Genomic DNA, 20,537 nt, shown 5'->3' on the forward strand with positions numbered 1-20,537 from the left:
GAATTTTATTCGATTAATGAGTGATTATTTGTATGTTCATCTAACAGCAGGCATGCCATATAAAGGATGAACAGATGCTGCGCATTCCCGGTGCCAAGCCCTGTAAGATCCTCAATCTTTTTAAGGCGATAGTGGAGGGTATTGATATGTATATGCATGCTTTCTGCTGTTTTTTTCAATGAATGGTTCTGCCTGAACAGTTCCTTGAGCGTTTCAAGTACGTCGGGATGCTCCTGCAGGGGGCCGATGGTCCTTTTTATATAATCTAATTTGGTTGCAGGCTTGATTTCATCCATCAGCATCTCCAATGTAAGATTTTTATCAAAACTTAGACCCCCGGCTTTTTTCGCTGCCTTCAAAGCCCTTTCCGCCTGCCTGAAAGAATGGGAAAGAGCAGATGAAACTGACGGCTGCCCAGCCCCTCCAGAAATCACAGATCCGGAATTCCTGCTGAGATAGCAGTAATACCGGGCTACTCTGTCCTCGAGCCTATGCATCTGCTCTTCCGGCTGGTGAGCGAAAAGGGCAACAATTCTATCATGTCCCCAGCGTATAAAAAGGTCATTCCTATTTTTTTCCGGCCAGGAAAGGAGTCTTTGCCATATTTCCCTTGAAGGAATCCTTTCAGGTTCAAGGAATTCTGCTATAAACACCAGACGGTCAAGCCTGGTGTCGACCTTGAGCATTAGAGCCCTGTCTATAAAAGAACTGCCGTGCCCCCGCTCCTGCAGCCAATCAAAGACAAAGCCTTCAAGAGCCCTTGACTGCCAATCGATTTGTTCGCTGTAAAAATTTTCACTGATTAAAAGCTCTGTCATTTTCCTAATAATTTCTCCGTAAGGAGCTACCTTTTCCGGGTCGCCTGTGATCCCAATCACTGCGGCAACTTCTTTTTGAAAGAAAACAGGAAGATTGATCCCGGCTTTTACGCCTTTCAGCTTTTTTTCATCTTCTGCTGTGATGATTCTTTTATCCCGATTTTTAACAGACTGGAGTGCGCCTTCGTGGAAGGCTCCAACTCTCTCTGGAGAAGTGCTTGAAACGATGAATCCATCTGTATTGACCACGATGATTTCTTCTTTCAAGACCCCCCGGACCTCGCGAAGGATCTTTTCGGCAAGCGCAGGCAAAAGCATGGTCGAGCCCTCCTGATTTTTTTGAAATATTTTATGTCTTTATACTTAATTATATAAAAATAAAAAAAATCACGCTAATAGCCTCATAATCCTTTTAAACACTTCTGTTTTTCTTTATGATAGGGGATAGGCAATTTAGGAGGGAAAGATCATAATGTGGGATGAAATAAAAGAAAGGCTGGATAAATTATCCCCTGCCCAGGTTATCACCGGCTACTATTTGGTTGCTGTCACCATTTCGGTGCTGCTGCTGCGCATTCCTGCAGTCCATCAGCCCGGTGTTGAGGTTTCCTGGCTCGATTCGGCCTTCACGGCTGTCAGTGCCGTTAGTGTAACGGGGCTTTCAGTATTGAATATATCTGAAACATACAGTACCTTTGGGGTCTTTATGCTGATGTTCGTCCTGCAATTCGGGGGAATCGGCATCATGACGCTGGGGACTTTTTTCTGGATTTTACTTGGCAAGAAAATCGGTTTAAGGGGAAGGCGGCTCATCATGGTCGACCATAACCAGTCTAACCTGTCGGGCCTGGTCAATTTGATCCGGGAAATCCTGAAGCTGATCCTGATTATTGAAGCGGCGGGGGCACTTATACTGGGTGTGCACTTCCTCAGTTATTATGATACATTCCAGGAAGCCATGCTGCACGGCCTTTTCGCTTCGGTCAGTGCTACGACAAACGGAGGCTTTGATATTACTGGTGCTTCATTGATCCCTTATGCGGATGATTATTTTGTACAGCTTATACATATTATCCTGATCACACTTGGGGCGATCGGCTTTCCTGTTCTGATAGAAGTGAAGCATTACCTTTTTGACCGGAGAGATTATAAAAACTTCCGCTTTTCCTTATTCACAAAGCTGACGAGCGCCACCTTTGCCGTGCTGCTGGTGGTTGGTACAGTTCTGATCCTCCTCCTGGAAGGAAGGCATTATTTCAGCGGAATGAGCTGGCATAAAACGTTCTTTTATGCTTTCTTCCAATCTGCCACAACCAGAAGCGGCGGCCTTTCGACTTTGAATGTCAATGAATTTGCGGAGTCTACCCAGCTGCTTCTGAGCGGGCTAATGTTCATCGGAGCTTCCCCAAGCTCGGTCGGTGGAGGGATCAGGACCACGACTTTCGCCCTGAATGTCCTCTTCCTTTATCAGTTTGCCCATGGGAACAGGGATATTAAAGTATTTAAAAGGGAAGTCCATCAGGATGATGTATTAAAATCCCTGGTCATCACCATTTTGGCTGTAGGCATGTGTTTCTTTGCGGTTATTGTGCTCAGCCTGACTGAGACCCACAGCGTGACAGCCATCATTTTTGAAGTGTGTTCGGCCTTCGGAACGACAGGGTTGTCGATGGGGATAACCCCCGATCTGTCAGCGGTCGGGAAGTGCGTGATCATCATACTGATGTTCATTGGAAGAATTGGGCTGACTTCCTTCTTGTTCATCATTGGAGGAAAAGAAAAGAAGTCTATCTATCATTATCCAAAGGAAAGAGTCATCATTGGGTAAAAGCATAAAAGCATATAACCATGGTTATATGCTTTTTTCTATGGTCAGAAGTTCCAAAACCCAGGCCCTCGAATCATTAGCCGCTTCAGAATCAAAGGCAAAGAACGCCTTTTATTCTGCCGTGTCTTATGCTGGGCCCGCAGGATGTGGGTCATGCAGACGTTGCCACAGGACGTGGCGATTTTAGTCTGCGTTCCTTAATGGGCAAGCCGCTTCCGCACTTCGATTTGTCCAGCTCCAAGCGCTAGCCCCTCGAGTCATAAGCCACTTCAGGATTGAAGGCAAAGAACGCCTTCTATCCTGAAGCGTCTTATGCGGGGCTGGGCAAGCGCCTTCCGCTTTTCGATTTGTCCAGCTCCAAAGCCTAGCCCCTCGAGTCTTAAGTCAATCAGATCAGAAGGTTAAAGAACAACCTTCCGCTCTGCTCGTCTTAAGCTTGAGGCCCACAGGATGTGGGTCATGCAGACGTTGCCACAGGACGTGGCGTTTTTAGTCTGCGTTCCTTTATTGAGCGAGGCTTTTCCGCTTTTCGATTTGTCCGGCTCCAGCGGCTAGAGCCTCGAGTCATAAGCCACGGCAGAATTAAAGGCAAAGAACGCCTTTTATTCTGCCGTGGCTTATGCTTGTCGGCTCTGGGCAAGCCGCTTCCGCACTTCATTTAATCCGTTCCCCTGCTCACGTCTTTTTCTGGGTGCATGAAGGGGGAGCTTTGGGGTTTTTGTTTTTTTTCAAGGAGTTCTCTGTTTTCGTCTGTGTTCCAGCCGATGTCGTTTGTCGGGTGGATCCATTGTTCCCCTGACATGACAGCAGGGTCGGTTTCATCGGTCCATTGCTCCAGTGGGGAGTTTTCTGAAGCGTAGAAGCTGTCGCCGATAGTAACCCCAAAAGAGTTTTTGAATGGCTCTTCCAGCTTCAGATGCGTCCCTTTTAAGCTGGGGGCGGATATTTGGTGGGGCAGTGTGCCATCAATGCCAATCTGCTTCCCTTTTTTCATCTGTTATGTGCACATCCTTTCTTTATAAGAAATGCGAAGGGGCTAGGCTGCAGAGCTGGACAAGTATTATTTTTTCAAGCTGGCTTCTATTTTATAAAGAAGCATGACCTGCAAATAAAGGAAAGAGCAAGAGAGAATTCTTTCGGGGCGGAACGAAGAAAATATAGGAGAAACAATGACTTAGGAGGAATTAAAATGGCGAAGCGAAAAGCAGAACATGATGCGGTAGAAAAATATTCTAAAACGCCGAAGAAAAATGTTGCAGAATCAGAATTCTCCGCAGAGTTTACACATGGTGAAGAGGCTGCTAAAGGAGCCAACCGGAATTCCAAGCAGGGAAGAAAGGGGAGGGGCTGATGAAAAGGAAACCTGAGGATGACTTGAAGCAGGAGACCTCCAATGTTGAGTTCGGCCTGGAATTTGGGGACATGAACGCAAGCAAATTCTACGAACATCCAGATGCCTTCAGGGGGAAGAACCAGAAGGAAAGAAACAGTAAATAAGAGATGACAGTCCGGCGATATGGATCGGTTTTGAGGATTCGGTAGAAAAAATCGGGAAATGATTAAAATAATCCGGGAAATGATAAAAAAAACTTTATCTTTAAACAAATAAAATCTTCAATTGGTAAATCATATATCCGCGCCAGTCCAAAACCTTTAATTCAGCCGGTTCTGAGCACAGCACACGGCTTGAACCGGTCATTTTGAACAAAACAGCCTGAAACTGCAGCAGTTTCAGGCTGTTTTTAGAAATTAAGCTGGTTTAAGTGTATTTTTGGTGCAAGAAAATATTTGTGTATGTTCATTTGAAGCATCGAAAAAGGCGATGATACTGGAAGCTTCCGGTATAATTTCTCCCGTTTCCAGATACGCGCTAATATCAAATTCAACCTGGTCAAGAAGTGTATGTTTGTGAAGGTCCTTCTCGCTCAGGCGCAGGTTTTCAAATTGGCTGCCCAATGAAGCCGGGTTCCTGGCAATTTCCTGATAGATGGCGGATCGATCGCTCTTTTCATAGCCGGCTTCCCACCATGGTTTTCTAGGCTTATACTTCTGGTTTGCAAGATAGTCCAATTTCATAAGGCCCTCAATGATCCTTAAATCTTCCAGCTGTTTATATTCGAGGAATTGCTGCAGCCTGCGGAATAGATCTTCGAGCTGATGGCCGATCCTGGACCAGCCCATCTCTTCCCAAAAGCCTCCAAACTCCTGGAAAAAGTCAAAAGGCGTCGGGAATGAGCGGGTAGTCAAGTACTCAATTGTATGGTCCATGCGATGGTCATTCCAGTATTTTTCCAAAACATCTTCAACCTGTTTGATTCTGATAATATCTTCAAAGGGCAGTACATTATTGCCGAGGATTTCATATGGCGAATGATCCATATAGGTGTATCCGTGCTTTTCTGCACTCAGCCTCAGGCCGGTTCCGCGCAACATTTTGAGGAATCCCAGCTGAAGCTCCTCTGGCCTCATGGCGAACACATCGTTGAAGGTCTTCTTAAACGAATCATAATCTTCCTCAGGCAGACCCGCAATCAAATCAAGATGCTGATCGATCTTTCCGCCGTCTTTGACCATTGTTACCGTCCTTGTCAATTTGGCAAAGTTCTGTTTTCTCATGACCAATTCATTGGTTGCATCATTAGTCGACTGGACGCCGATTTCAAAACGGAATAGTCCAGGAGGGGCTTCCTTGTTGAGAAAATCAATGACTTCCGGCCTCATGATATCAGCAGTGATCTCAAATTGAAAGACTGTCCCCGGCCGATGCTCATCGATCAGAAAGCGGAACATCTCCAGCGCATAGCTTCTGCTGATATTGAAGGTACGGTCCACAAACTTAATCGTTTTAGCTCCATTATCCATTAAATAGCGGATATCTTCTTTAATTTTCTCTCTGTCAAAATAACGGACGCCAACTTCAATGGAGGAAAGGCAGAACTGGCAGGAGAAAGGGCAGCCTCTGCTCGTTTCTATATAAGTGACACGTTTTGAAAGATGCGCTTTGTCTTCTTCAAATCGGAAAGGGGATGGAAGTTCGCGCAAATTCAGCTTATTTCGCTGCGGGTTGAATTTCACCTGGCCATTTTCCCTGTAGGCGATACCATGGACATTTTCCATCTTTTTATCACCATCAAGCTCTGCAAGAAGCTGCTTAAACGTTTCTTCTCCTTCACCGATGACGATATAGTCAAATGCTTCTACCTTTTCCATCCATTCCGGCACATCGTAGGAAACCTCAGGACCTCCGGCAATAATATGGATGGCAGGATTGATTTTTTTAATGATATTGATGACCTTGATTGTTTCTTCAATATTCCATATATAACAGCTGAATCCGATAACATCCGGCTTTTTTCTGATTAGATCGGTCACAATATTCATGACAGGATCCTTAATGGTGTACTCTGCCAGCTGAATGTCATAATCAGGCTCGGCGTATGATTTTAAATACCTGATGGCAATATTGGTATGGATATATTTAGCGTTCAATGTGGTGCAAACGATATTCATAATAGTAGAACTCCTTTAAGAGTAGTGCAGTTCAGAACAATTTATTATTATACGTTATTGTTGACAAAAAAAGTAGCTGTAAATCATCTGACCTGCTTAAGCAATCTTTCTTTTGCAGCCTGGGGGGGTCTCGATCCCAAGTTTCCTGAAAGTAAAAAGCCCGCCTTCCGGCGGACTTTCAATCAGCTTAACAGTTTTCTCCTATAAAACTCCAGCCATGTTTTCCCCCGCAGCTGAAGCTGTTTCAGCCTGGAGGTGTTGAGCTCTATGAGCGGCTGGGCAAAAGAAGTTGCGATCCTGCTTGACAGGACAAGCGTAAGGATCAGGGATATCCCTGCTAGAAGCAGGAAATTCTCGGGCTCGTGAAAGTAATCCTGGACCCCGCTCTCCCTGAAAATTCTCACAAAGAACCCATGCAGAAGATAGACATATAAAGTGTTCTTGCCGAGATTCGTAAAGAAATATTTTTTTCTTGGTACGAAAGCCAGGAACGAAAATACCATGATGAGGCTGAGAATGTAAAAAGACAGCCTGGTCAGCAATGCTTTAAAAGAAGCTGCGCCCATTTCAGCGTATGGCTTTGATCCGAGCAGCCACTTATAATTGATATCCGGGTAAAAATAGAAGCCGATGAACACGATTGCAAATATGCCTAATGCAGCAAACCTGAATTTTGGCCTGAATAGCATATATAGCTGTTCTTTCCGCAAAAAGTATCCGATCAGGAAAAGCGGGAAGAACACAAACGTCCTTGATAAGCTTAAATAGTTGGATACCGTTTCAGCATAGCCGATCAGCAGCCCTATCAATATGGCAGCGCCGATAGAATAAGCAGGCTTGAATTTTGCGAACAAAAGCAGCATGATATTCCAGCAGAACAAGCTAAGCAGAAACCATAGTGACCAGTGCGGCGTAAAAGGATCGAGAGAGATTGTTGATTTGTTATAAAGATAATAATAGAACACAGAGTAGATTGCCTGAAAAATTAAATAAGGCAGAATCAGCTTTTTGGCAATTTTCTTCACATATCCCTGTTTCCATATCCCTCTTGCAAAAAATCCTGAAACCAGAATGAAAGCCGGCATATGGAAGGTATAGATGACCTTGTACAGGGTGTAGATTGTTTCATTATCTTCAATAAAGGAACGTAGCAAATGCCCAAAGACAACAAAAAAGATCAAAATGAACTTGGCGTTGTCAAAGTAATAGTCTCGCTGTTTCATAACTCCTCCTTGATTAAAGACCCCCATAAAACTTTTATCTATAATACCCAGCCTAACATGCTGCCAAACAGTTTTGCCGTGTTAATTAGAGGATGGCATTCCAGTAAATTCTAAAATAGAAACTGCCGGTTTTTTCTGAAACTTTGGAAAGTATTTCTTCAAAATCAAAAATCTATATATTATAATGAATGTTAATAGTCTAAAAGTTACATAGTTTTAATTCTGCTTATTAGGACAATAGTTTGGTTCAGCGAAGAAGAAATAGGGGGAATAGATGTGAAAGGGGAAAAAAAGGCAAAGGTTAAAAAGGCTAAAGCCAAAAAGCCGAAGATAAAAAAGGAAAGAGGCCGGAAAGGGCCCGCCTTGGCTGCGAAGCTGATGAATACTAAATTCTGGAGAAAGCTTAAGCTGGGACAGAAATATGGTGCGGCTCTATTCATTACTATTGGTCTTTTTGCCGTTTCAACCATCATTACGTTTGTATTGCTGACGATGGTTAATGTAAAGATGAACACAGTTGAAGAAACAGGGGATAAAACGATCCAGACAACAGAAATCGCAGCCCTGTTCAATAATAAAGGGAGTACGATCGGCAACTTCATCATAGATTCCAATCCTAAGCATTTGGCAAATTTCAAAGATCTTGAAGAAAGCATGGATAAGCTCAAAAAACAGGTCCAGCCTTCACTCCGGAATGACGAGACCAAAAGCCTTTATAAGCGGATTGATCAAAATGACAAGCAGATAACGAAGATATTCAATGATGTCATCATCCCTGAAGTAAAGCTTCAGAATGTCAGGGGCTACCGCCTGGGCAAATTACAGGTGGATAATATTATCACAGAAACAGTCGGCCAGTTGGACGAGCTGCGAAGCATCCTCAAGGAAGACCAAAAAAGAGCTGTTGCATCAGCCAAAGCGGGAACCATTGTGACGATGATTGTATTGGCTGTCTCCGTCGTTGTTTCATCTGTTCTGGGGGTGGCGAGCATCCTCCTTATCGGGCGACTGATCTCCGGCAAGCTGAGCCAGATCGTCACCTTATCGAATGAGGTTGCAGCAGGAAATCTTAATGTGGAATCTGTGGAAATGGAAGGGGAGGACGAACTGGCAAAGCTCAGCCGTGCCTCCAACTCAATGAAAGAAAAACTTCAGGCTATGATACAGGAGATTTCAGCCGTGTCCACTTATGTGACTGACAGAAGCGGGGAATTGAACATTTCGGCGAATGAAGTCAGATCGGCAAGCCAGCAGGCAGCATCCACCATGCAGGAGCTTTCAGGAGGAGCAGAGGAGCAGGCTAATTCTGCAACAAGCCTTGCTGAAATGATGGAAGATTATCTGGCTAAAGTCGAGTATGCCAACCAGAGCGGCGCTGCCATCAGGAAAGACTCAGGCGAAGTTCTGAATATGACGAAAAACGGCGATGAGCTTATGAAAGAATCACAGCAGCAGATGCTGCGCATTAACGAAATCATGAAATCCTCTGTACAAAAGGTACAAGGGCTCGATGAGCAGACTAAGCAAATCTCGAAACTTGTCCAAGTTATCCATGATATAGCCAACCAAACCAATCTGCTTGCCCTTAATGCTGCCATTGAAGCAGCAAGGGCAGGCGAGCATGGCAGGGGCTTCGCCGTGGTGGCGGATGAGGTCAGGAAACTGGCTGAACAGGTATCTTTCTCTGTCTCAGACATCACGAAGATTGTGAAAGGAATCCAGGCGGAATCCAATGATGTCGTGCTTTCCCTTCAGCATGGATATGAGCAGGTAGAAGAGGGGACCGGCCAAATCGAACATACAGGCCAGACATTCCAGAATATCTATCAGTCCGTCAACAGGATGTCTGAAAACATCAATGAAATTTCCAGGAGCCTTGAACAAATTTCGAGCAGTTCTGCGGTAATGAACGACTCAATTGAAAACATCGCATCCGTTTCCGAGGAATCTGCCGCAGGGATTGAACAGACGAGTGCTTCCATCAGCCAGACAAACAACTCGATGGAAGAAATTTCTGATAATGCCCAGTCATTGTCCGAGCTGGCAGATCAGCTGAACGAGATGATTTCTAAATTCAGGCTATAAATGAACAAAACAGGCTGCAGGCAAAACTCATTTTTGCCGCAGCCTGTTTTTCATAGAGTCTAAGCTGTTTCGTTTCAACAGAAAAGGGAAAAAATTGCTGGCAATTGTCTAAAAATTGTTTTTTTTTAACCCCAACAGTAATAAAATGTAAGTGTTATAGTATACAAGCCATAAAAGCCGATAGAATTTTCCAGCACAGTTGGAAAGGTATAAGATAGATGTCAGGCAAGTCTATGTCTTCGAGGAGGAAAATAGGTGGGGGCTTTATCTGATATAGCAAGAAAACAAATGGAGGAAAGGATAGCCGTGCTTGAACTGGAAAATGAAAGGCTGAAACAGGCGGCAGAGCAAATGGGAAAGTCTGTAGTAGCCAATCATGTTTTTGATTCCGCAGCAGATGGAATGATCATCTATACTGAACAGCGGGAGATTATTGCGGTTAATCCTGCCATGTCTCGGTTTTTAGGTACTGAGAAGGGACAGTTCGAGGGACTTAGGCTGGATGACCTGGTTCCCGTCGATTATCATTTCAAGCTGGAAAAGCAGAAAAAGCTGCTGCAGTCACAGGAAAAAGTCAAAGGAGTTCTGCCGCTAGCATACAATGGCATCCTGGGCTATTATGAATTTACAACAAGCCGGCTTGCCGGCAGCGAACTGCTTTTGTCCCTTTTCCGGGATGTTACAGAGAAAAGGCAGCTGGAACAGAAAATCCGCAAACATGAGGACTTATACAAAGACCTGTTTGTGGAAGCGCTCGATGGAATCGTTTACTGGAAGGATAAAGGGACAATCATCAACGCAAACCAGGCAGCATGCAGAATTTTTGAATGCACCCATGATGAGCTTCTTGCCAGGAAGGTGGATGATTTTGTTCTTCATAAGGATGAAAGCTATTTCCAAATTCTCGAGGAGCTGTATAAAGAGGGACAGGTAAGGAATGAACTGTTTTTTCTCATGCCAAATGGGCAAAAGAAGCTGCTGGAATTCACCGTTAAGCTGAACGCCGTTGAAGGCTATCATATGACGATTTTCAGGAATGTCAGTGAGCGGAATAAAATGGAAGAAGAACTGCGGGAAAGCGAAAGTAAATTCCGCAGCATTTTTGAAGGCGCCCTGGAGGGGCTGATACTATGGGATGAAAACTTTACCATTGTCGATATCAATGCTTCAGGTGAAAGAATGCTGCAGATGAGTCAGCATGAAATTGTGGGACAGTCCCTGCTTGCGCTGCTGAATGATTGTAATATAACAGAAGAGGAGCTGCGCATGCATCTGGAGGAACTGTCAGGCAGCGGCCAATCCAACGGGACGATTTCTTATATTTTGAAATCGGGCAGAAAAATGCATTTTGAGTTCTCTTTAAAGCAGAATGTTTTCTCTGGCCTCAGCCTGACGACATTCAAGGATATTACAGAGAAACTGGAAATGGAGGAACAGCTGAAAAAGTCGGATACACTGAATGTGATTGGGCAATTGGCAGCGGGAATCGCCCATGAAATCAGAAACCCAATGACGGCTTTGAAGGGGTTCATTCAGCTTCTGGAAGATAGTGCCGGGAGCGGAAATTCCATGTACTTCAATATTATTACCTCTGAACTGCAGAGAATCGACTCCATCATAAATGAATTCCTGATTCTGGCGAAGCCCCAGGCCATTCAGTATGTCGAGAAGGATATCATCCAGCTGATGAAAGAGACAGTTGAGTTCCTGACTGCCCAGGCAGTTCTCCATAATGTCCAGTTCAGGACAGATTATGCCAGGAACCTTCCCCTGGTCTTCTGCGAGCCGAACCAATTGAAGAAAGTGTTCATAAATATAATTAAGAATGCGATTGAAGTGATGCCAAAGGGCGGAATCATTACCATTTGCATTCAAAAAAACAGGACAGGCAGCATCCGGATTTCCATAAGGGATGAGGGATACGGCATTCCGCCGGAAAAACTGCGAAAGCTGGGAGAGCCGTTTTATACAACGAAAGAACGGGGGACCGGGCTGGGCTTAATGGTCACATATAAAATAATTGAAGAGCATGAAGGCAATATTGAAGTGGAAAGCAAAATGGGGGAAGGAACCGTTTTTCATATCGATCTCCCCATAAAGCGGGGCGGGTACCAGGATCCAGGCGGCATTTTTACTTTATAGCAAAAAAGAAATACCGATTGTTCAAATTTGTATCATTCAGCAGAATGATGCATTTTTTTTTGCAAAAAGAATTGACTGCCGCAATCTAATTTGATATAAATCTAATTAGATAAACATCAAATTTGGAGGCTGATTTCATGCAGTTAGACAGACTGGTGGCATTTCATAAAACGATGGGCGACCCTGCCAGAATACGGATTATAGCACTATTATCGAATGGGCCTCTGCATGGCCAGGCTATTGCAGGCAAGTTGGGCCTTACTCCCCCGACGATCACCCATCATTTAAACAAGCTGAAAGCTATCAATAGCATCTATCAGCGCCGTGATAAAAACACCATCTATTATTACGTGAATGAATCGGTTATCAAGCAGCAGGCAGAGGTCCTCATTAATCTGTTTGATAAAAAGGAAGGAGAAATGGAAAAAATGCTGGAAATGCACAATGAGAAACAAAAGGTTATTGAAAATTTCATCACAAAAGAAGGAAAGCTCAAAAATATACCGGCACAGCGCAAGAAAAAGCTGTTTATCTTTGAACATATGGCTTCAGGACTGAAAATGGGAAAGAAATATTCTGAACAAGAGCTTAATGAATATATAAAGAAATTCCATGAAGACTATGCGACGATCAGGAGAGAATTCATCATCAATCATTTCATGTACAGAGAAAACGGCATTTATGAACTGAACCCCAGTGAGATGTGGGCAAAGCCGGAGTAGCTTGATATGGCCAATATTTATGCGCATATGCCTGGAACTGATCATGTCCCAGTATTTGCTTCGGTGGTTCTTGATGGCCTCATACCTGGCGAGGTACAGGAGAGGCAAGGCTTTCTGCTTATATCCCTCAGCAGCGGCATCCACTATGCTGCGGGACGAGCGGGAGAAGGATCAGTTGACCTGCTGGCAGGAAAATTGGAAGATGCAGAGAAAAATGGGGGGCGGTTCACACTCTTTTCCGGCTCTGCAGAACTGGATCGATTCATATCCGGCCAGTTCGGAGAGAGGCTCAATAAGCATCGCCGCCATTCCTTCCAGAAATTTTCGCCGGTTCCTATCCAGTCTACCAAAAGCAGCGAAATCTCCTTTTTTGCGCTGGACAGGGAGTCAGCAGGTGAATATCCTGAGTTCCGAATGGAATATTTCAGCACATACTGGGGATCCATTGAGCATTTTTTGAGATCCGGATTCGGCATCAGGGTGCTGATGGGAGAGCAGGCAGCCGGTGAATGTGTTTCTATATTCAGGAGCAATGATTTTGCCGAAATGGATATCCATATAGCAGAAAGCGCCAGGGGCAAGGGGCTGGGAGCCATGCTTGCTGCGAAATTCATTAAAACTGCCCTGGAAAAAAATCTGCAGCCGCGCTGGGATTGCAGCGCGGCCAATCTGGCAAGTATGAAGCTTGCAGAAAAACTGGGTTTTTCTGAACCTGCGGAATACCATGTTTTTACCCTGCTGAAACGGGGCTGACAATTCTGCATAAATCCTTTGCATCAGCAATTTCCCTGCGCTGAAGGATCAGGTTTCTCCCGGCAGCCAGTGCAGCTCTCTTGGCAGACAGACGCGCCTTTTTGTACTCAATCCCGTCAAGGTCGGCAACATGGGCCAGTCCGATTGTCCTTCTTATCAGCTCACAGCCTGCAAAGCCAACTGCATCTTCCCAATATTTCTGAAGCACAGCGGATAGAAAACCTTCTGTTTCTGCAAAAGGATCTTTATTATCCTTCTGCCATAAAAGGGAGAACTCATCTGAGAAAGTTCTCCAGAATGTTTCAATATGTTTGTCTATAAGTCTTGTTTTCTCAGGATTGGCAAGGGACTGGAATAACAGGTTGGCAATCACCTGGCCGATATCAAAACCGGCAGGGCCGCAGAAAGCAAATTCCGGGTCGATGACTTTTGTCTCTGCATTGGAAGCAAAGATGCTGCCTGTATGCAAATCACCGTGAAGCAGCGCCTCCGCTTCATTTAAGAAAATTTTCCTGAGGCGCGCCGCTTCAAGTTTCAATGCAGAATCAGCCCATAAGGCTTCTGCATCGCCTTTCAGCTCTTCTTCAAAATCATTGGTCGGGCTATTGAAATAAGGGTCTGCAAATATCAGGTCTTCCGTAATTTTGCACAGCTCAGGGTTGTAAAAATCTTTGGCAAGCTTTTTCTTATCAGCCTGAAGAAGGCCGTAGTCAGAGGTATAGAACAAAGTCCTTGCCAGGTAGTTTCCAAGATGGCCGGAAAGCAGCGGATATTCCTTTCCAGAGATCAGCCCTGTACGGCTGATCTCGAGGTGTGAAAGATCTTCCATTACAGTCACCGCGAGCTCTTCATCATTGTAGAAAACCTCCGGCACAAAATCCGGAGCAAGCTTCTTAAAAAGTTTAAGCGCTTCTGCTTCAATTGCAGCCCTTTTCAAGGTCAGCGGCCAGCTTTCGCCTACTACCTTGGCAAAAGGGAGAGCCTGCTTGATAATCAGGCTTTTTCCTGTCCTGTTTTCCTTGATCCTAAAGACAAGGTTAAGATTTCCGTCGCCTATTTCTTCCGTGGCTAAAGATGCGCTGCCGGGAAACTGGCCAAGGCTTACAGCGAGTTCCGCGGCTGTTTTTTCTGTCAGCGGAGCATATTTATTTTTTATGAGTGTCATCATTTTTCCCTCCTGAATTTGGAGGCTTTATTTATCCATCAGGACATAAAAAAGCCTCTTTCTCATGCTGAAAGAGGCTTGAAGTATTGAGCTTCGCACCTCTTATCTGCCAGAAAGCCAAGCTTTCTGCTGGAATTAGCACCGTGCCTTATGGAGAATACTCCGGCGCATGGATTGCGCCCCATCTCACGATGGAATTACGGTCGGTTGCTGGGCATCATCGGGCCAAGTCCCTCTGCCTGCTCTTGATAAGAGAATATAAGTTTGTAAAATCGGCTGCAGCCAGCCGTTTGAAAAAATAGTAACAGCGGCTCGTGTTTTCTGTCAATAAAAATTTTGAAAATTTCTAATAGAATTCAGGCCAGCGGTCCGTAAAAACAGGTATGCGACCTCTCACTTCGTCTACCAGACTGAGGTCGAGCTCTGCTGAAAGGATCTCTTCGTTTTCTGAAGCCTCTGCAACGACTTCGCCCCATGGATCGATGATGATGGAGTGGCCGGCAAATTGATTGGCCGGATCAGATCCGGCCCTGTTGCAGGCAACCACAAAGCATTGATTTTCAATGGCTCTCGCAATCAGCAGCGCGCGCCAATGGGCGAGGCGGGGCAGAGGCCATTCAGCCACAACGAAAATGGCTTCTGCTCCTTCGAGTGCATGCTTGCGGATCCACTCAGGAAAACGGATATCATAGCAGATAAAGCCGGCCATCGGATGGCCATTCAGATTGAAAGACGCATCCCCGCTCCCGGGTGACAGGTGGAGATGTTCATCCATCAGTTTAAAAAGGTGCAGCTTGCTGTATTGGTGCAGGAGTTCACCTGTGCTGCTGACTGCAAGCAGGGTGTTGAAAACGCCATCTTCAGTTTTATTTGCGACGCTTCCTCCAATGAAGGCAGCATGATGCTTTTGGGCCATAGTCTGCAAAAAACGGATGCTTGATTCTGCGTTCCTGTCCCCGATTTCTTCCAGTCGGGTTAAATCATAGCCTGTTGTCCACAGCTCGGGCAGTACGATGATATCGGGTTTCTCCTTGCTTGCGCGCTCGATCAGCGTTTCAGCTTTTTCGAAATTTTTCTCAGGGCTGCCAAAGGAGATGTCCATTTGGATGCAGGATATTTTCATAGGGTAAACCTCCGTTTAGAAAGGATAAAATGATAAAATTGCAGAATATTTCTTTACTTCCTGCTCTTTACGTTATATCTTTGTCATTGGTTTTTCAAATAAAAATTTAATCCACATGTAAAGCAGGTGACTATGTGATGAAAATATTTCCTCAATCTGAACTTCTGCAAAGTCTGCCAAAGCAGTTCTTTGCAACGTTGGTGCAAAAAGCAGCCAGGTATGCCGGGGAGGGGCATGATGTCATCAATCTTGGCCAGGGAAACCCTGACAGGCCCACACCGCCGCATATCGTCAGCAAACTGCAGGAAGCAGCCGAAAATCCCCTTAATCACAAATATTCCCCTTTCCGCGGGCAGCACAGCCTGAAAGCTGCAGCAGCTGGATTTTACAAAAGGGAATATGGTGTGGACCTTGATCCTGAAAAGGAAATAGCTATTTTATTCGGCGGGAAGGCTGGCCTGGTTGAAATTCCTCAATGTCTTCTCAATCCGGGGGAAACGATCCTTGTTCCTGACCCGGGGTATCCTGATTATTGGTCAGGAGTGGCCCTTGCGAAAGCTTCTATGGCTGTCATGCCCCTGAAAGAAGAGAATCATTTTCTGCCGGATTATGGTGAGCTTTCTGAGCAGGACATCGAATCAGCCAGGATGATGTTCCTCAACTATCCGAATAATCCGACCGGAGCCACGGCTGCGAAGGAATTTTTCGAAGAAACGGTCCGCTTTGCAGCGGAAAATGATATCTGCGTCGTTCATGATTTCGCCTACGGTGCAATTGGTTTTGACGGCAAAAAGCCAGTCAGCTTCCTGCAGGCGGAAGGGGCAAAGGAAACAGGCATTGAAATTTATACACTCTCTAAAACTTACAATATGGCAGGCTGGAGAGTGGGGTTTGCAGCTGGGAATGAAAGTGTGATTGAAGCCATCAATCTTATGCAGGATCATCTGTATGTCAGCCTTTTTGGTGCTGTGCAGGAAGCGGCAGCAGAGGCTTTGTCCGGTCCGCAGGCATGTGTGGATGAACTGGTGCAGGTCTATGCTTCCAGGCGGAAAGCTTTTATTGAAGGCCTTAGGGAGATCGGATGGGATGTTAAAGCACCGCAGGGATCATTTTTTGCCTGGCTGAAAGTTCCGGATGGCTGGACGTCTGAGCGATTTGCCGATGTTCTGCTCGAAAAAGCTCATGTAGTTGTGGCTCCCGGCATCGGATTTGGCGAATATGGAGAAGGATATGTCCGCGCAGGTCTGCTTGCAGATGAAGAGAGGCTTAAAGAGGCAGCAGCAAGGATCGGAAAGTTGAATATTTTTTGAAAAATCAATTGACATGTTTTTATAATCATGTGATAATCCAAATGAATTATTGATTATCTGAAAACTTTTAATTCCACATACATTTCGTTTTCTTATCAAGAGCAGGCGGAGGGACTAGCCCTATGAAGCCCGGCAACCGACTTTGTAAAAAGCACGGTGCTAATTCTTGCAGCGATTGAGCTGATAGATGAGAAGATGTTGGACACAGCTCTGACCTCTTCTTTCTGAAGGGGTCTTTTTTATTGATTCTATCAAAGCATCATAACTATATGGATATTCGCAGGTGAAGGAACCGCAATCAGCAGGACTATACATAAATGGCAGGGGGAACATGATTATGAGTGAAATTATCGCATCATATTTACTGAACGGTTCCAGCGGGAATCTGGAGAAAAAGGCAGAGGAAATTGCCTTGGGATTGACGGTGGGATCGTGGACAGATCTGCCGGATCTTGAAAAGGGCCAGCTTAAGAAGCATAAAGGGAGAGTCGTTTCAGTTGAAGGATCTTATGGGGGACAGGATGGAAATGATGGGACTGCGCTGATTAAAATTGCCTATCCGGCCGCAAACTTCAGCGCCGACCTGCCTGCTGTTCTGACAACTGTATTTGGGAAGCTTTCGCTCGATGGAAAAATTAAACTTCTCGACCTGGATGCAGCAGAGAACTTCAAACGGAATTTCCCAGGCCCGCTCTTTGGCATCGAAGGAATCCGCAAAAAGCTTGATGTCCACGGACGGCCGCTGTTAATGAGCATCTTCAAAGGCGTGATTGGGAGAGATCTCAATTATCTTCTAAAGCAGCTGAAGGAACAGGCCCGCGGGGGAATTGATATCGTTAAGGATGACGAAATTTTCTTTGATAATGAGCTTGCCCCCTTCTCAGAGAGGATTACAGAAGGCAAAAGGGTCTTGAGGGAAGCTTTTGAAGAAACAGGGCACAGAACACTTTACGCAGTGAATCTTACGGGCCGTACGTTTGAGCTGAAAGAAAAAGCAAAAAAAGCGGCTGAGCTTGGCGCTGATTTGCTGCTGTTCAATGCCTTTGCCTATGGCCTGGATGTTCTTCAGGCATTAAGGGAGGATGGAGATATCGCCCTTCCGATCATGGCCCACCCGGCAGTGAGCGGTGCAATGACTTCTTCTCCTGTTTACGGATTGAGCCACAGCTTACTGCTTGGAAAGCTGGCCCGGATGGCAGGTGCAGACTTATCACTGTTCCCGTCGCCATATGGCTCGGTGGCACTGGAGCGGAACCAGGCATTATCGATCAGTTCCGCGCTGACAGAGGATGATATTTATAAAAAAAGTTTTCCTGTTCCTTCAGCCGGGATTCACCCCGGCCTGGTCCCTTTGCTTGTCAGGGACTTCGGGATGGATAGTGTCATAAATGCCGGAGGCGGCGTCCACGGCCACCCAGATGGTGCCAGAGGCGGGGGAGCAGCGTTCCGGCAGGCGATCAGCCTTGTGATGGAAGGAAAAACCTTACACCAGCCCCAGCAGGAGTTTCCAGAGCTGGCAAAAGCGATAGCGCTCTGGGGAAGCAAAGAGGCGGTGCAGCATGGATAGGATTGCAGTGTTCTGCGACTTTGACGGAACGATTACAGAATCAGATAATATCATCAGCATCATGAAGCACTTCGCCCCGCCTGAGTGGGAATCGCTGAAGGACAAGGTCCTTGCTGAAGAAATTTCCATTCAGGATGGCGTCGGTCAGATGTTTGCGCTATTACCGAGCAGCCTGAAGGAGGAAATCACTTCCTATGTCCTCAGTCAGGCAAAGATCAGAAACGGATTTGAAGAGTTCATTGCGTATTTGAAATCAGAAAAAATCCCTTTATACATCGTCAGCGGTGGCATCGACTTTTTCATTCACCCGCTGCTTGACAAGTTCGGCCCTTTTGAAGCCATCTACTGCAATCATTCTGATTTCAGCGGGGAGATGATGAAAATCAACTGGCCGCATGAATGTGATGAAGAATGTGACAACGGCTGCGGCTGCTGCAAGCCTTCGATCATGAGATCGCGGGATGAAGAAGGTTTATATAAGATTGTCATCGGCGACAGCATTACAGATCTGCAGGCCGCGAAGCAGGCAGATTTTGTATTGGCAAGAGATCTGCTGCTGCAGAAGAGCAGAGAGCTTGGCCTGGATCACAGGCCGTTCACCGACTTTTTTGATTGCATTACAGAATTAAAGAGATTGATAGGGGTGAAACTATGAACCTCATCCAGGAAAAATGGGATCAGCTGGCAGATATAAAGGAAGAACTTGCAGGCCGTGACTGGTTTATGGGAACAAGCGGGAACCTTGCGATTAAGGTTGCTGCCGAACCGCTGCAATTCCTCGTTACAGCAAGCGGGAAAGATAAGCGGAAGAGGACAGAAGAGGATTTCCTGCTGGTCGGCCATGATGGGAAGCCGGCAGATGAAACCGGCCTGAAGCCCTCGGCAGAAACGCTTCTCCATGTAGAAATTTATAAAAGGACCAAAGCGGGATGCAGCCTGCACGTCCATACGGTTGACAATAATGTGATATCTGAATTGTACGGTGATGCAGGATCTGTTGCTTTTAAAGGCCAGGAGCTTATCAAAGCATTTGATCTGTGGGATGAGGATGCAGTCCTGACGATCCCTATCATTCCGAATCACGCCCATATACCCAAGCTTGCTGAGTCTTTTTCAGAGCATATACTGGCCGACTCGGGTGCTGTCCTGATCCGTAACCATGGCATTACAGTATGGGGCCGAACACCTTTTGAAGCGAAAAAGCTTTTGGAGGCTTCAGAGTTTTTATTCCGTTATCAGCTGAAGCTGCTGCAGCTGAAGCAGCTCCAAACCGCTATATAAAAGTTGAAGGGAGACTATAAAGATGGCATATATCGTATTGCAGGAAACAAGAGAAGAAATCAGGAACCAGGAAGAGGTTGCTTCTTTCCTTGACAGCCAGGAAGTTATTTATGAAAACTGGGATATTCAAAAGCTGCCTGAGGATCTGAGAGAAAAGTATAATCTTTCAGATGAAGAGAAGGAAAGGATCCTTGAGAGCTTTGCCGCTGAAATCAAGGATATCTCTGAACGGAGGGGCTATCAGGCGCAGGATGTTATTTCGCTGTCTGAAAGCACGCCTAATCTTGACCAGCTGCTGAAGAATTTCCAGCAGGAGCACCACCACACAGACGATGAGGTCCGTTTTATTGTCAGCGGGCACGGTGTTTTCATTATCCAGGGGAAAGACGGCGGCTTTTTTGAAGTATTCCTGGATCCGGGCGACCTGATTTCTGTACCTGAAAACATCAGGCATTATTTCACCCTCCAGGAAGATCGCAAGGTTGTCGCCGTGCGCATCTTCGTTACCTCTGAAGGCTGGGTTCCAATCTATGAAAAAGAAGGCGCAGAAGCTTAATTGAAGAGAATAGAGGCAGCTGTTCTGGCTGTTAATAGGGATCGGGAAAAATACCGGTCCCTTTTTGTCTTTCTCGAAAGAGGATATTAATGGTATTAGTGCTCAAGAAGTTTGAGAGCCTGTTGATTGCAGTGGAAGGCACGTAGACTCCTGTGGGATTGCAGCGGCAAAGCTGAGACCCCGCAGGAGCGGCAGCGAGGGCACTGAAAAAGTACATTTCAATAAAAACATTAAACTCTTATACAGTAATGAATTCATTCATTTACCGGTTATCAAGGTGAACTTCTTTTTTTAGCAGTTGAAGGTTGATTTTTCAACTTTCAACTGCTTTTTTATTTTATAATATGGCTAACAACAATTTCTAGGTGGTATCCAAATGATTTCCTTTCAAGAATCGCTCCCTCTAAGCCCATATATAGCTATCTATGATGTCGTTATCCCCAAAGATAATATG

The 20,537-nt window shown here is 45.5% G+C and carries 18 protein-coding genes, 1 pseudogene and 2 riboswitches; of the genes and pseudogenes, 13 read left to right on the plus strand and 6 right to left on the minus strand.

Annotated features, from left to right (window positions below):
* Positions 1-5: 5 nt before the first annotated feature.
* On the minus strand, positions 6-1,136 hold the full coding sequence (locus tag FZD51_RS17420; protein WP_148975930.1) for a CdaR family transcriptional regulator: 1,131 nt from the start codon (positions 1,134-1,136) through the stop codon (positions 6-8).
* 154 nt (positions 1,137-1,290) lie between these two features.
* On the opposite strand from FZD51_RS17420, the gene FZD51_RS17425 reads away from it, so the two are divergent.
* Positions 1,291-2,646: a TrkH family potassium uptake protein gene (locus FZD51_RS17425; protein WP_148975931.1), complete on the plus strand. Its 1,356-nt coding sequence runs from the start codon at positions 1,291-1,293 to the stop codon at positions 2,644-2,646.
* A 658-nt stretch (positions 2,647-3,304) separates the two neighbouring features.
* On the opposite strand, the gene FZD51_RS17430 is transcribed toward FZD51_RS17425, so the two are convergent.
* The gene (locus FZD51_RS17430; RefSeq protein WP_009794246.1) at positions 3,305-3,640 is read right to left on the minus strand and encodes a DUF3905 domain-containing protein; all 336 of its coding nucleotides are present in this window, start codon (positions 3,638-3,640) and stop codon (positions 3,305-3,307) included.
* Between the two features lie 195 nt (positions 3,641-3,835).
* Here FZD51_RS17430 and FZD51_RS26250 point away from each other — a divergent pair, with 195 nt between their 5' ends.
* Together FZD51_RS26250 and FZD51_RS26255 are read left to right on the plus strand one after the other, a co-directional pair.
* A complete protein-coding gene (locus tag FZD51_RS26250; protein WP_187445804.1) occupies positions 3,836-3,997 on the plus strand; it encodes a hypothetical protein in 162 nt (53 codons plus the stop codon).
* Complete coding sequence (locus FZD51_RS26255; protein WP_187445805.1) at positions 3,997-4,143, plus strand: hypothetical protein; 147 nt, start codon at positions 3,997-3,999, stop codon at positions 4,141-4,143. Before FZD51_RS26250 ends, FZD51_RS26255 begins: the two co-directional genes overlap by 1 nt.
* A 252-nt stretch (positions 4,144-4,395) precedes the next feature.
* Here the strand turns inward: FZD51_RS26255 and FZD51_RS17435 are convergent, their stop codons facing one another.
* Positions 4,396-6,156 carry a B12-binding domain-containing radical SAM protein gene (locus FZD51_RS17435; RefSeq protein WP_148975932.1) on the minus strand — a complete coding sequence of 587 codons (1,761 nt, stop codon included), beginning with the start codon at positions 6,154-6,156 and terminating at the stop codon, positions 4,396-4,398.
* Between the two features lie 182 nt (positions 6,157-6,338).
* A complete protein-coding gene (locus FZD51_RS17440) occupies positions 6,339-7,379 on the minus strand; it encodes an acyltransferase family protein (protein WP_148975933.1) in 1,041 nt (346 codons plus the stop codon).
* Positions 7,380-8,315: 936 nt separating this feature from the next.
* Between FZD51_RS17440 and FZD51_RS26905 the strand changes: the two are divergent.
* The 5 genes and pseudogenes from FZD51_RS26905 to FZD51_RS17460 all read left to right on the plus strand — a co-directional run.
* Positions 8,316-8,525: pseudogene (locus FZD51_RS26905) on the plus strand (HAMP domain-containing protein); the annotation flags it as partial.
* Positions 8,526-8,645: 120 nt separating this feature from the next.
* Positions 8,646-9,464 carry a methyl-accepting chemotaxis protein gene (locus tag FZD51_RS26910; RefSeq protein ID WP_420886264.1) on the plus strand — a complete coding sequence of 273 codons (819 nt, stop codon included), beginning with the start codon at positions 8,646-8,648 and terminating at the stop codon, positions 9,462-9,464.
* A gap of 255 nt (positions 9,465-9,719) precedes the next feature.
* Positions 9,720-11,606 (plus strand): PAS domain-containing sensor histidine kinase, encoded by a 1,887-nt coding sequence (locus tag FZD51_RS17450; protein WP_262380973.1) that lies wholly within the window; start codon positions 9,720-9,722, stop codon positions 11,604-11,606.
* Positions 11,607-11,743: 137 nt separating this feature from the next.
* Positions 11,744-12,328 (plus strand): DUF2087 domain-containing protein, encoded by a 585-nt coding sequence (locus tag FZD51_RS17455; RefSeq protein WP_148975935.1) that lies wholly within the window; start codon positions 11,744-11,746, stop codon positions 12,326-12,328.
* A 6-nt stretch (positions 12,329-12,334) separates the two neighbouring features.
* Positions 12,335-13,081: a GNAT family N-acetyltransferase gene (locus FZD51_RS17460; RefSeq protein ID WP_148975936.1), complete on the plus strand. Its 747-nt coding sequence runs from the start codon at positions 12,335-12,337 to the stop codon at positions 13,079-13,081.
* On the opposite strand, the gene mtnK is transcribed toward FZD51_RS17460, so the two are convergent.
* On the minus strand, positions 13,059-14,249 hold the full coding sequence (gene mtnK / locus FZD51_RS17465; RefSeq protein WP_148975937.1) for an S-methyl-5-thioribose kinase: 1,191 nt from the start codon (positions 14,247-14,249) through the stop codon (positions 13,059-13,061). The genes FZD51_RS17460 and mtnK overlap by 23 nt on opposite strands.
* A 96-nt stretch (positions 14,250-14,345) precedes the next feature.
* Positions 14,346-14,501: riboswitch (SAM riboswitch) on the minus strand.
* 91 nt (positions 14,502-14,592) lie between these two features.
* The gene (locus FZD51_RS17470; protein ID WP_148975938.1) at positions 14,593-15,369 is read right to left on the minus strand and encodes a carbon-nitrogen family hydrolase; all 777 of its coding nucleotides are present in this window, start codon (positions 15,367-15,369) and stop codon (positions 14,593-14,595) included.
* 137 nt (positions 15,370-15,506) lie between these two features.
* Between FZD51_RS17470 and FZD51_RS17475 the strand changes: the two genes are divergently transcribed.
* The 5 genes from FZD51_RS17475 to FZD51_RS17495 all read left to right on the plus strand — a co-directional run bounded on the left by FZD51_RS17475 (position 15,507) and on the right by FZD51_RS17495 (position 20,083).
* A complete protein-coding gene (locus FZD51_RS17475; RefSeq protein WP_148975939.1) occupies positions 15,507-16,679 on the plus strand; it encodes a pyridoxal phosphate-dependent aminotransferase in 1,173 nt (390 codons plus the stop codon).
* Between the two features lie 89 nt (positions 16,680-16,768).
* Positions 16,769-16,873: riboswitch (SAM riboswitch) on the plus strand.
* A gap of 143 nt (positions 16,874-17,016) precedes the next feature.
* Positions 17,017-18,246: a 2,3-diketo-5-methylthiopentyl-1-phosphate enolase gene (gene mtnW / locus FZD51_RS17480; RefSeq protein WP_148975940.1), complete on the plus strand. Its 1,230-nt coding sequence runs from the start codon at positions 17,017-17,019 to the stop codon at positions 18,244-18,246.
* Complete coding sequence (locus tag FZD51_RS17485; RefSeq protein WP_148975941.1) at positions 18,239-18,901, plus strand: 2-hydroxy-3-keto-5-methylthiopentenyl-1-phosphate phosphatase; 663 nt, start codon at positions 18,239-18,241, stop codon at positions 18,899-18,901. Before mtnW ends, FZD51_RS17485 begins: the two co-directional genes overlap by 8 nt.
* The gene (locus FZD51_RS17490; protein ID WP_148975942.1) at positions 18,898-19,527 is read left to right on the plus strand and encodes a methylthioribulose 1-phosphate dehydratase; all 630 of its coding nucleotides are present in this window, start codon (positions 18,898-18,900) and stop codon (positions 19,525-19,527) included. Before FZD51_RS17485 ends, FZD51_RS17490 begins: the two co-directional genes overlap by 4 nt.
* A 22-nt stretch (positions 19,528-19,549) precedes the next feature.
* On the plus strand, positions 19,550-20,083 hold the full coding sequence (locus tag FZD51_RS17495; RefSeq protein ID WP_148975943.1) for a cupin domain-containing protein: 534 nt from the start codon (positions 19,550-19,552) through the stop codon (positions 20,081-20,083).
* The last annotated feature ends 454 nt before the right edge of the window (positions 20,084-20,537 follow it).

The organism is Bacillus infantis, assembly GCF_008180445.1.
In the GTDB taxonomy this organism is placed as follows: Bacteria; Bacillota; Bacilli; order Bacillales; family Cytobacillaceae; genus Bacillus_AB; species Bacillus_AB infantis_B.

What these genes read in the sequence shown, in the direction of transcription:
- FZD51_RS17420 (WP_148975930.1), bottom strand. Translation starts at nt 1,136, where the DNA reads ATGCTTTTGCCTGCGCTTGCCGAAAAGATCCTTCGCGAGGTCCGGGGG.
- FZD51_RS17425 (WP_148975931.1), top strand. Translation starts at nt 1,291, where the DNA reads ATGTGGGATGAAATAAAAGAAAGGCTGGATAAATTATCCCCTGCCCAG.
- FZD51_RS17430 (WP_009794246.1), bottom strand. Translation starts at nt 3,640, where the DNA reads ATGAAAAAAGGGAAGCAGATTGGCATTGATGGCACACTGCCCCACCAA.
- FZD51_RS26250 (WP_187445804.1), top strand. Translation starts at nt 3,836, where the DNA reads ATGGCGAAGCGAAAAGCAGAACATGATGCGGTAGAAAAATATTCTAAA.
- FZD51_RS26255 (WP_187445805.1), top strand. Translation starts at nt 3,997, where the DNA reads ATGAAAAGGAAACCTGAGGATGACTTGAAGCAGGAGACCTCCAATGTT.
- FZD51_RS17435 (WP_148975932.1), bottom strand. Translation starts at nt 6,156, where the DNA reads ATGAATATCGTTTGCACCACATTGAACGCTAAATATATCCATACCAAT.
- FZD51_RS17440 (WP_148975933.1), bottom strand. Translation starts at nt 7,379, where the DNA reads ATGAAACAGCGAGACTATTACTTTGACAACGCCAAGTTCATTTTGATC.
- FZD51_RS26910 (WP_420886264.1), top strand. Translation starts at nt 8,646, where the DNA reads ATGCAGGAGCTTTCAGGAGGAGCAGAGGAGCAGGCTAATTCTGCAACA.
- FZD51_RS17455 (WP_148975935.1), top strand. Translation starts at nt 11,744, where the DNA reads ATGCAGTTAGACAGACTGGTGGCATTTCATAAAACGATGGGCGACCCT.
- FZD51_RS17460 (WP_148975936.1), top strand. Translation starts at nt 12,335, where the DNA reads ATGGCCAATATTTATGCGCATATGCCTGGAACTGATCATGTCCCAGTA.
- mtnK (WP_148975937.1), bottom strand. Translation starts at nt 14,249, where the DNA reads ATGATGACACTCATAAAAAATAAATATGCTCCGCTGACAGAAAAAACA.
- FZD51_RS17470 (WP_148975938.1), bottom strand. Translation starts at nt 15,369, where the DNA reads ATGAAAATATCCTGCATCCAAATGGACATCTCCTTTGGCAGCCCTGAG.
- FZD51_RS17475 (WP_148975939.1), top strand. Translation starts at nt 15,507, where the DNA reads ATGAAAATATTTCCTCAATCTGAACTTCTGCAAAGTCTGCCAAAGCAG.
- mtnW (WP_148975940.1), top strand. Translation starts at nt 17,017, where the DNA reads ATGAGTGAAATTATCGCATCATATTTACTGAACGGTTCCAGCGGGAAT.
- FZD51_RS17485 (WP_148975941.1), top strand. Translation starts at nt 18,239, where the DNA reads ATGGATAGGATTGCAGTGTTCTGCGACTTTGACGGAACGATTACAGAA.
- FZD51_RS17490 (WP_148975942.1), top strand. Translation starts at nt 18,898, where the DNA reads ATGAACCTCATCCAGGAAAAATGGGATCAGCTGGCAGATATAAAGGAA.
- FZD51_RS17495 (WP_148975943.1), top strand. Translation starts at nt 19,550, where the DNA reads ATGGCATATATCGTATTGCAGGAAACAAGAGAAGAAATCAGGAACCAG.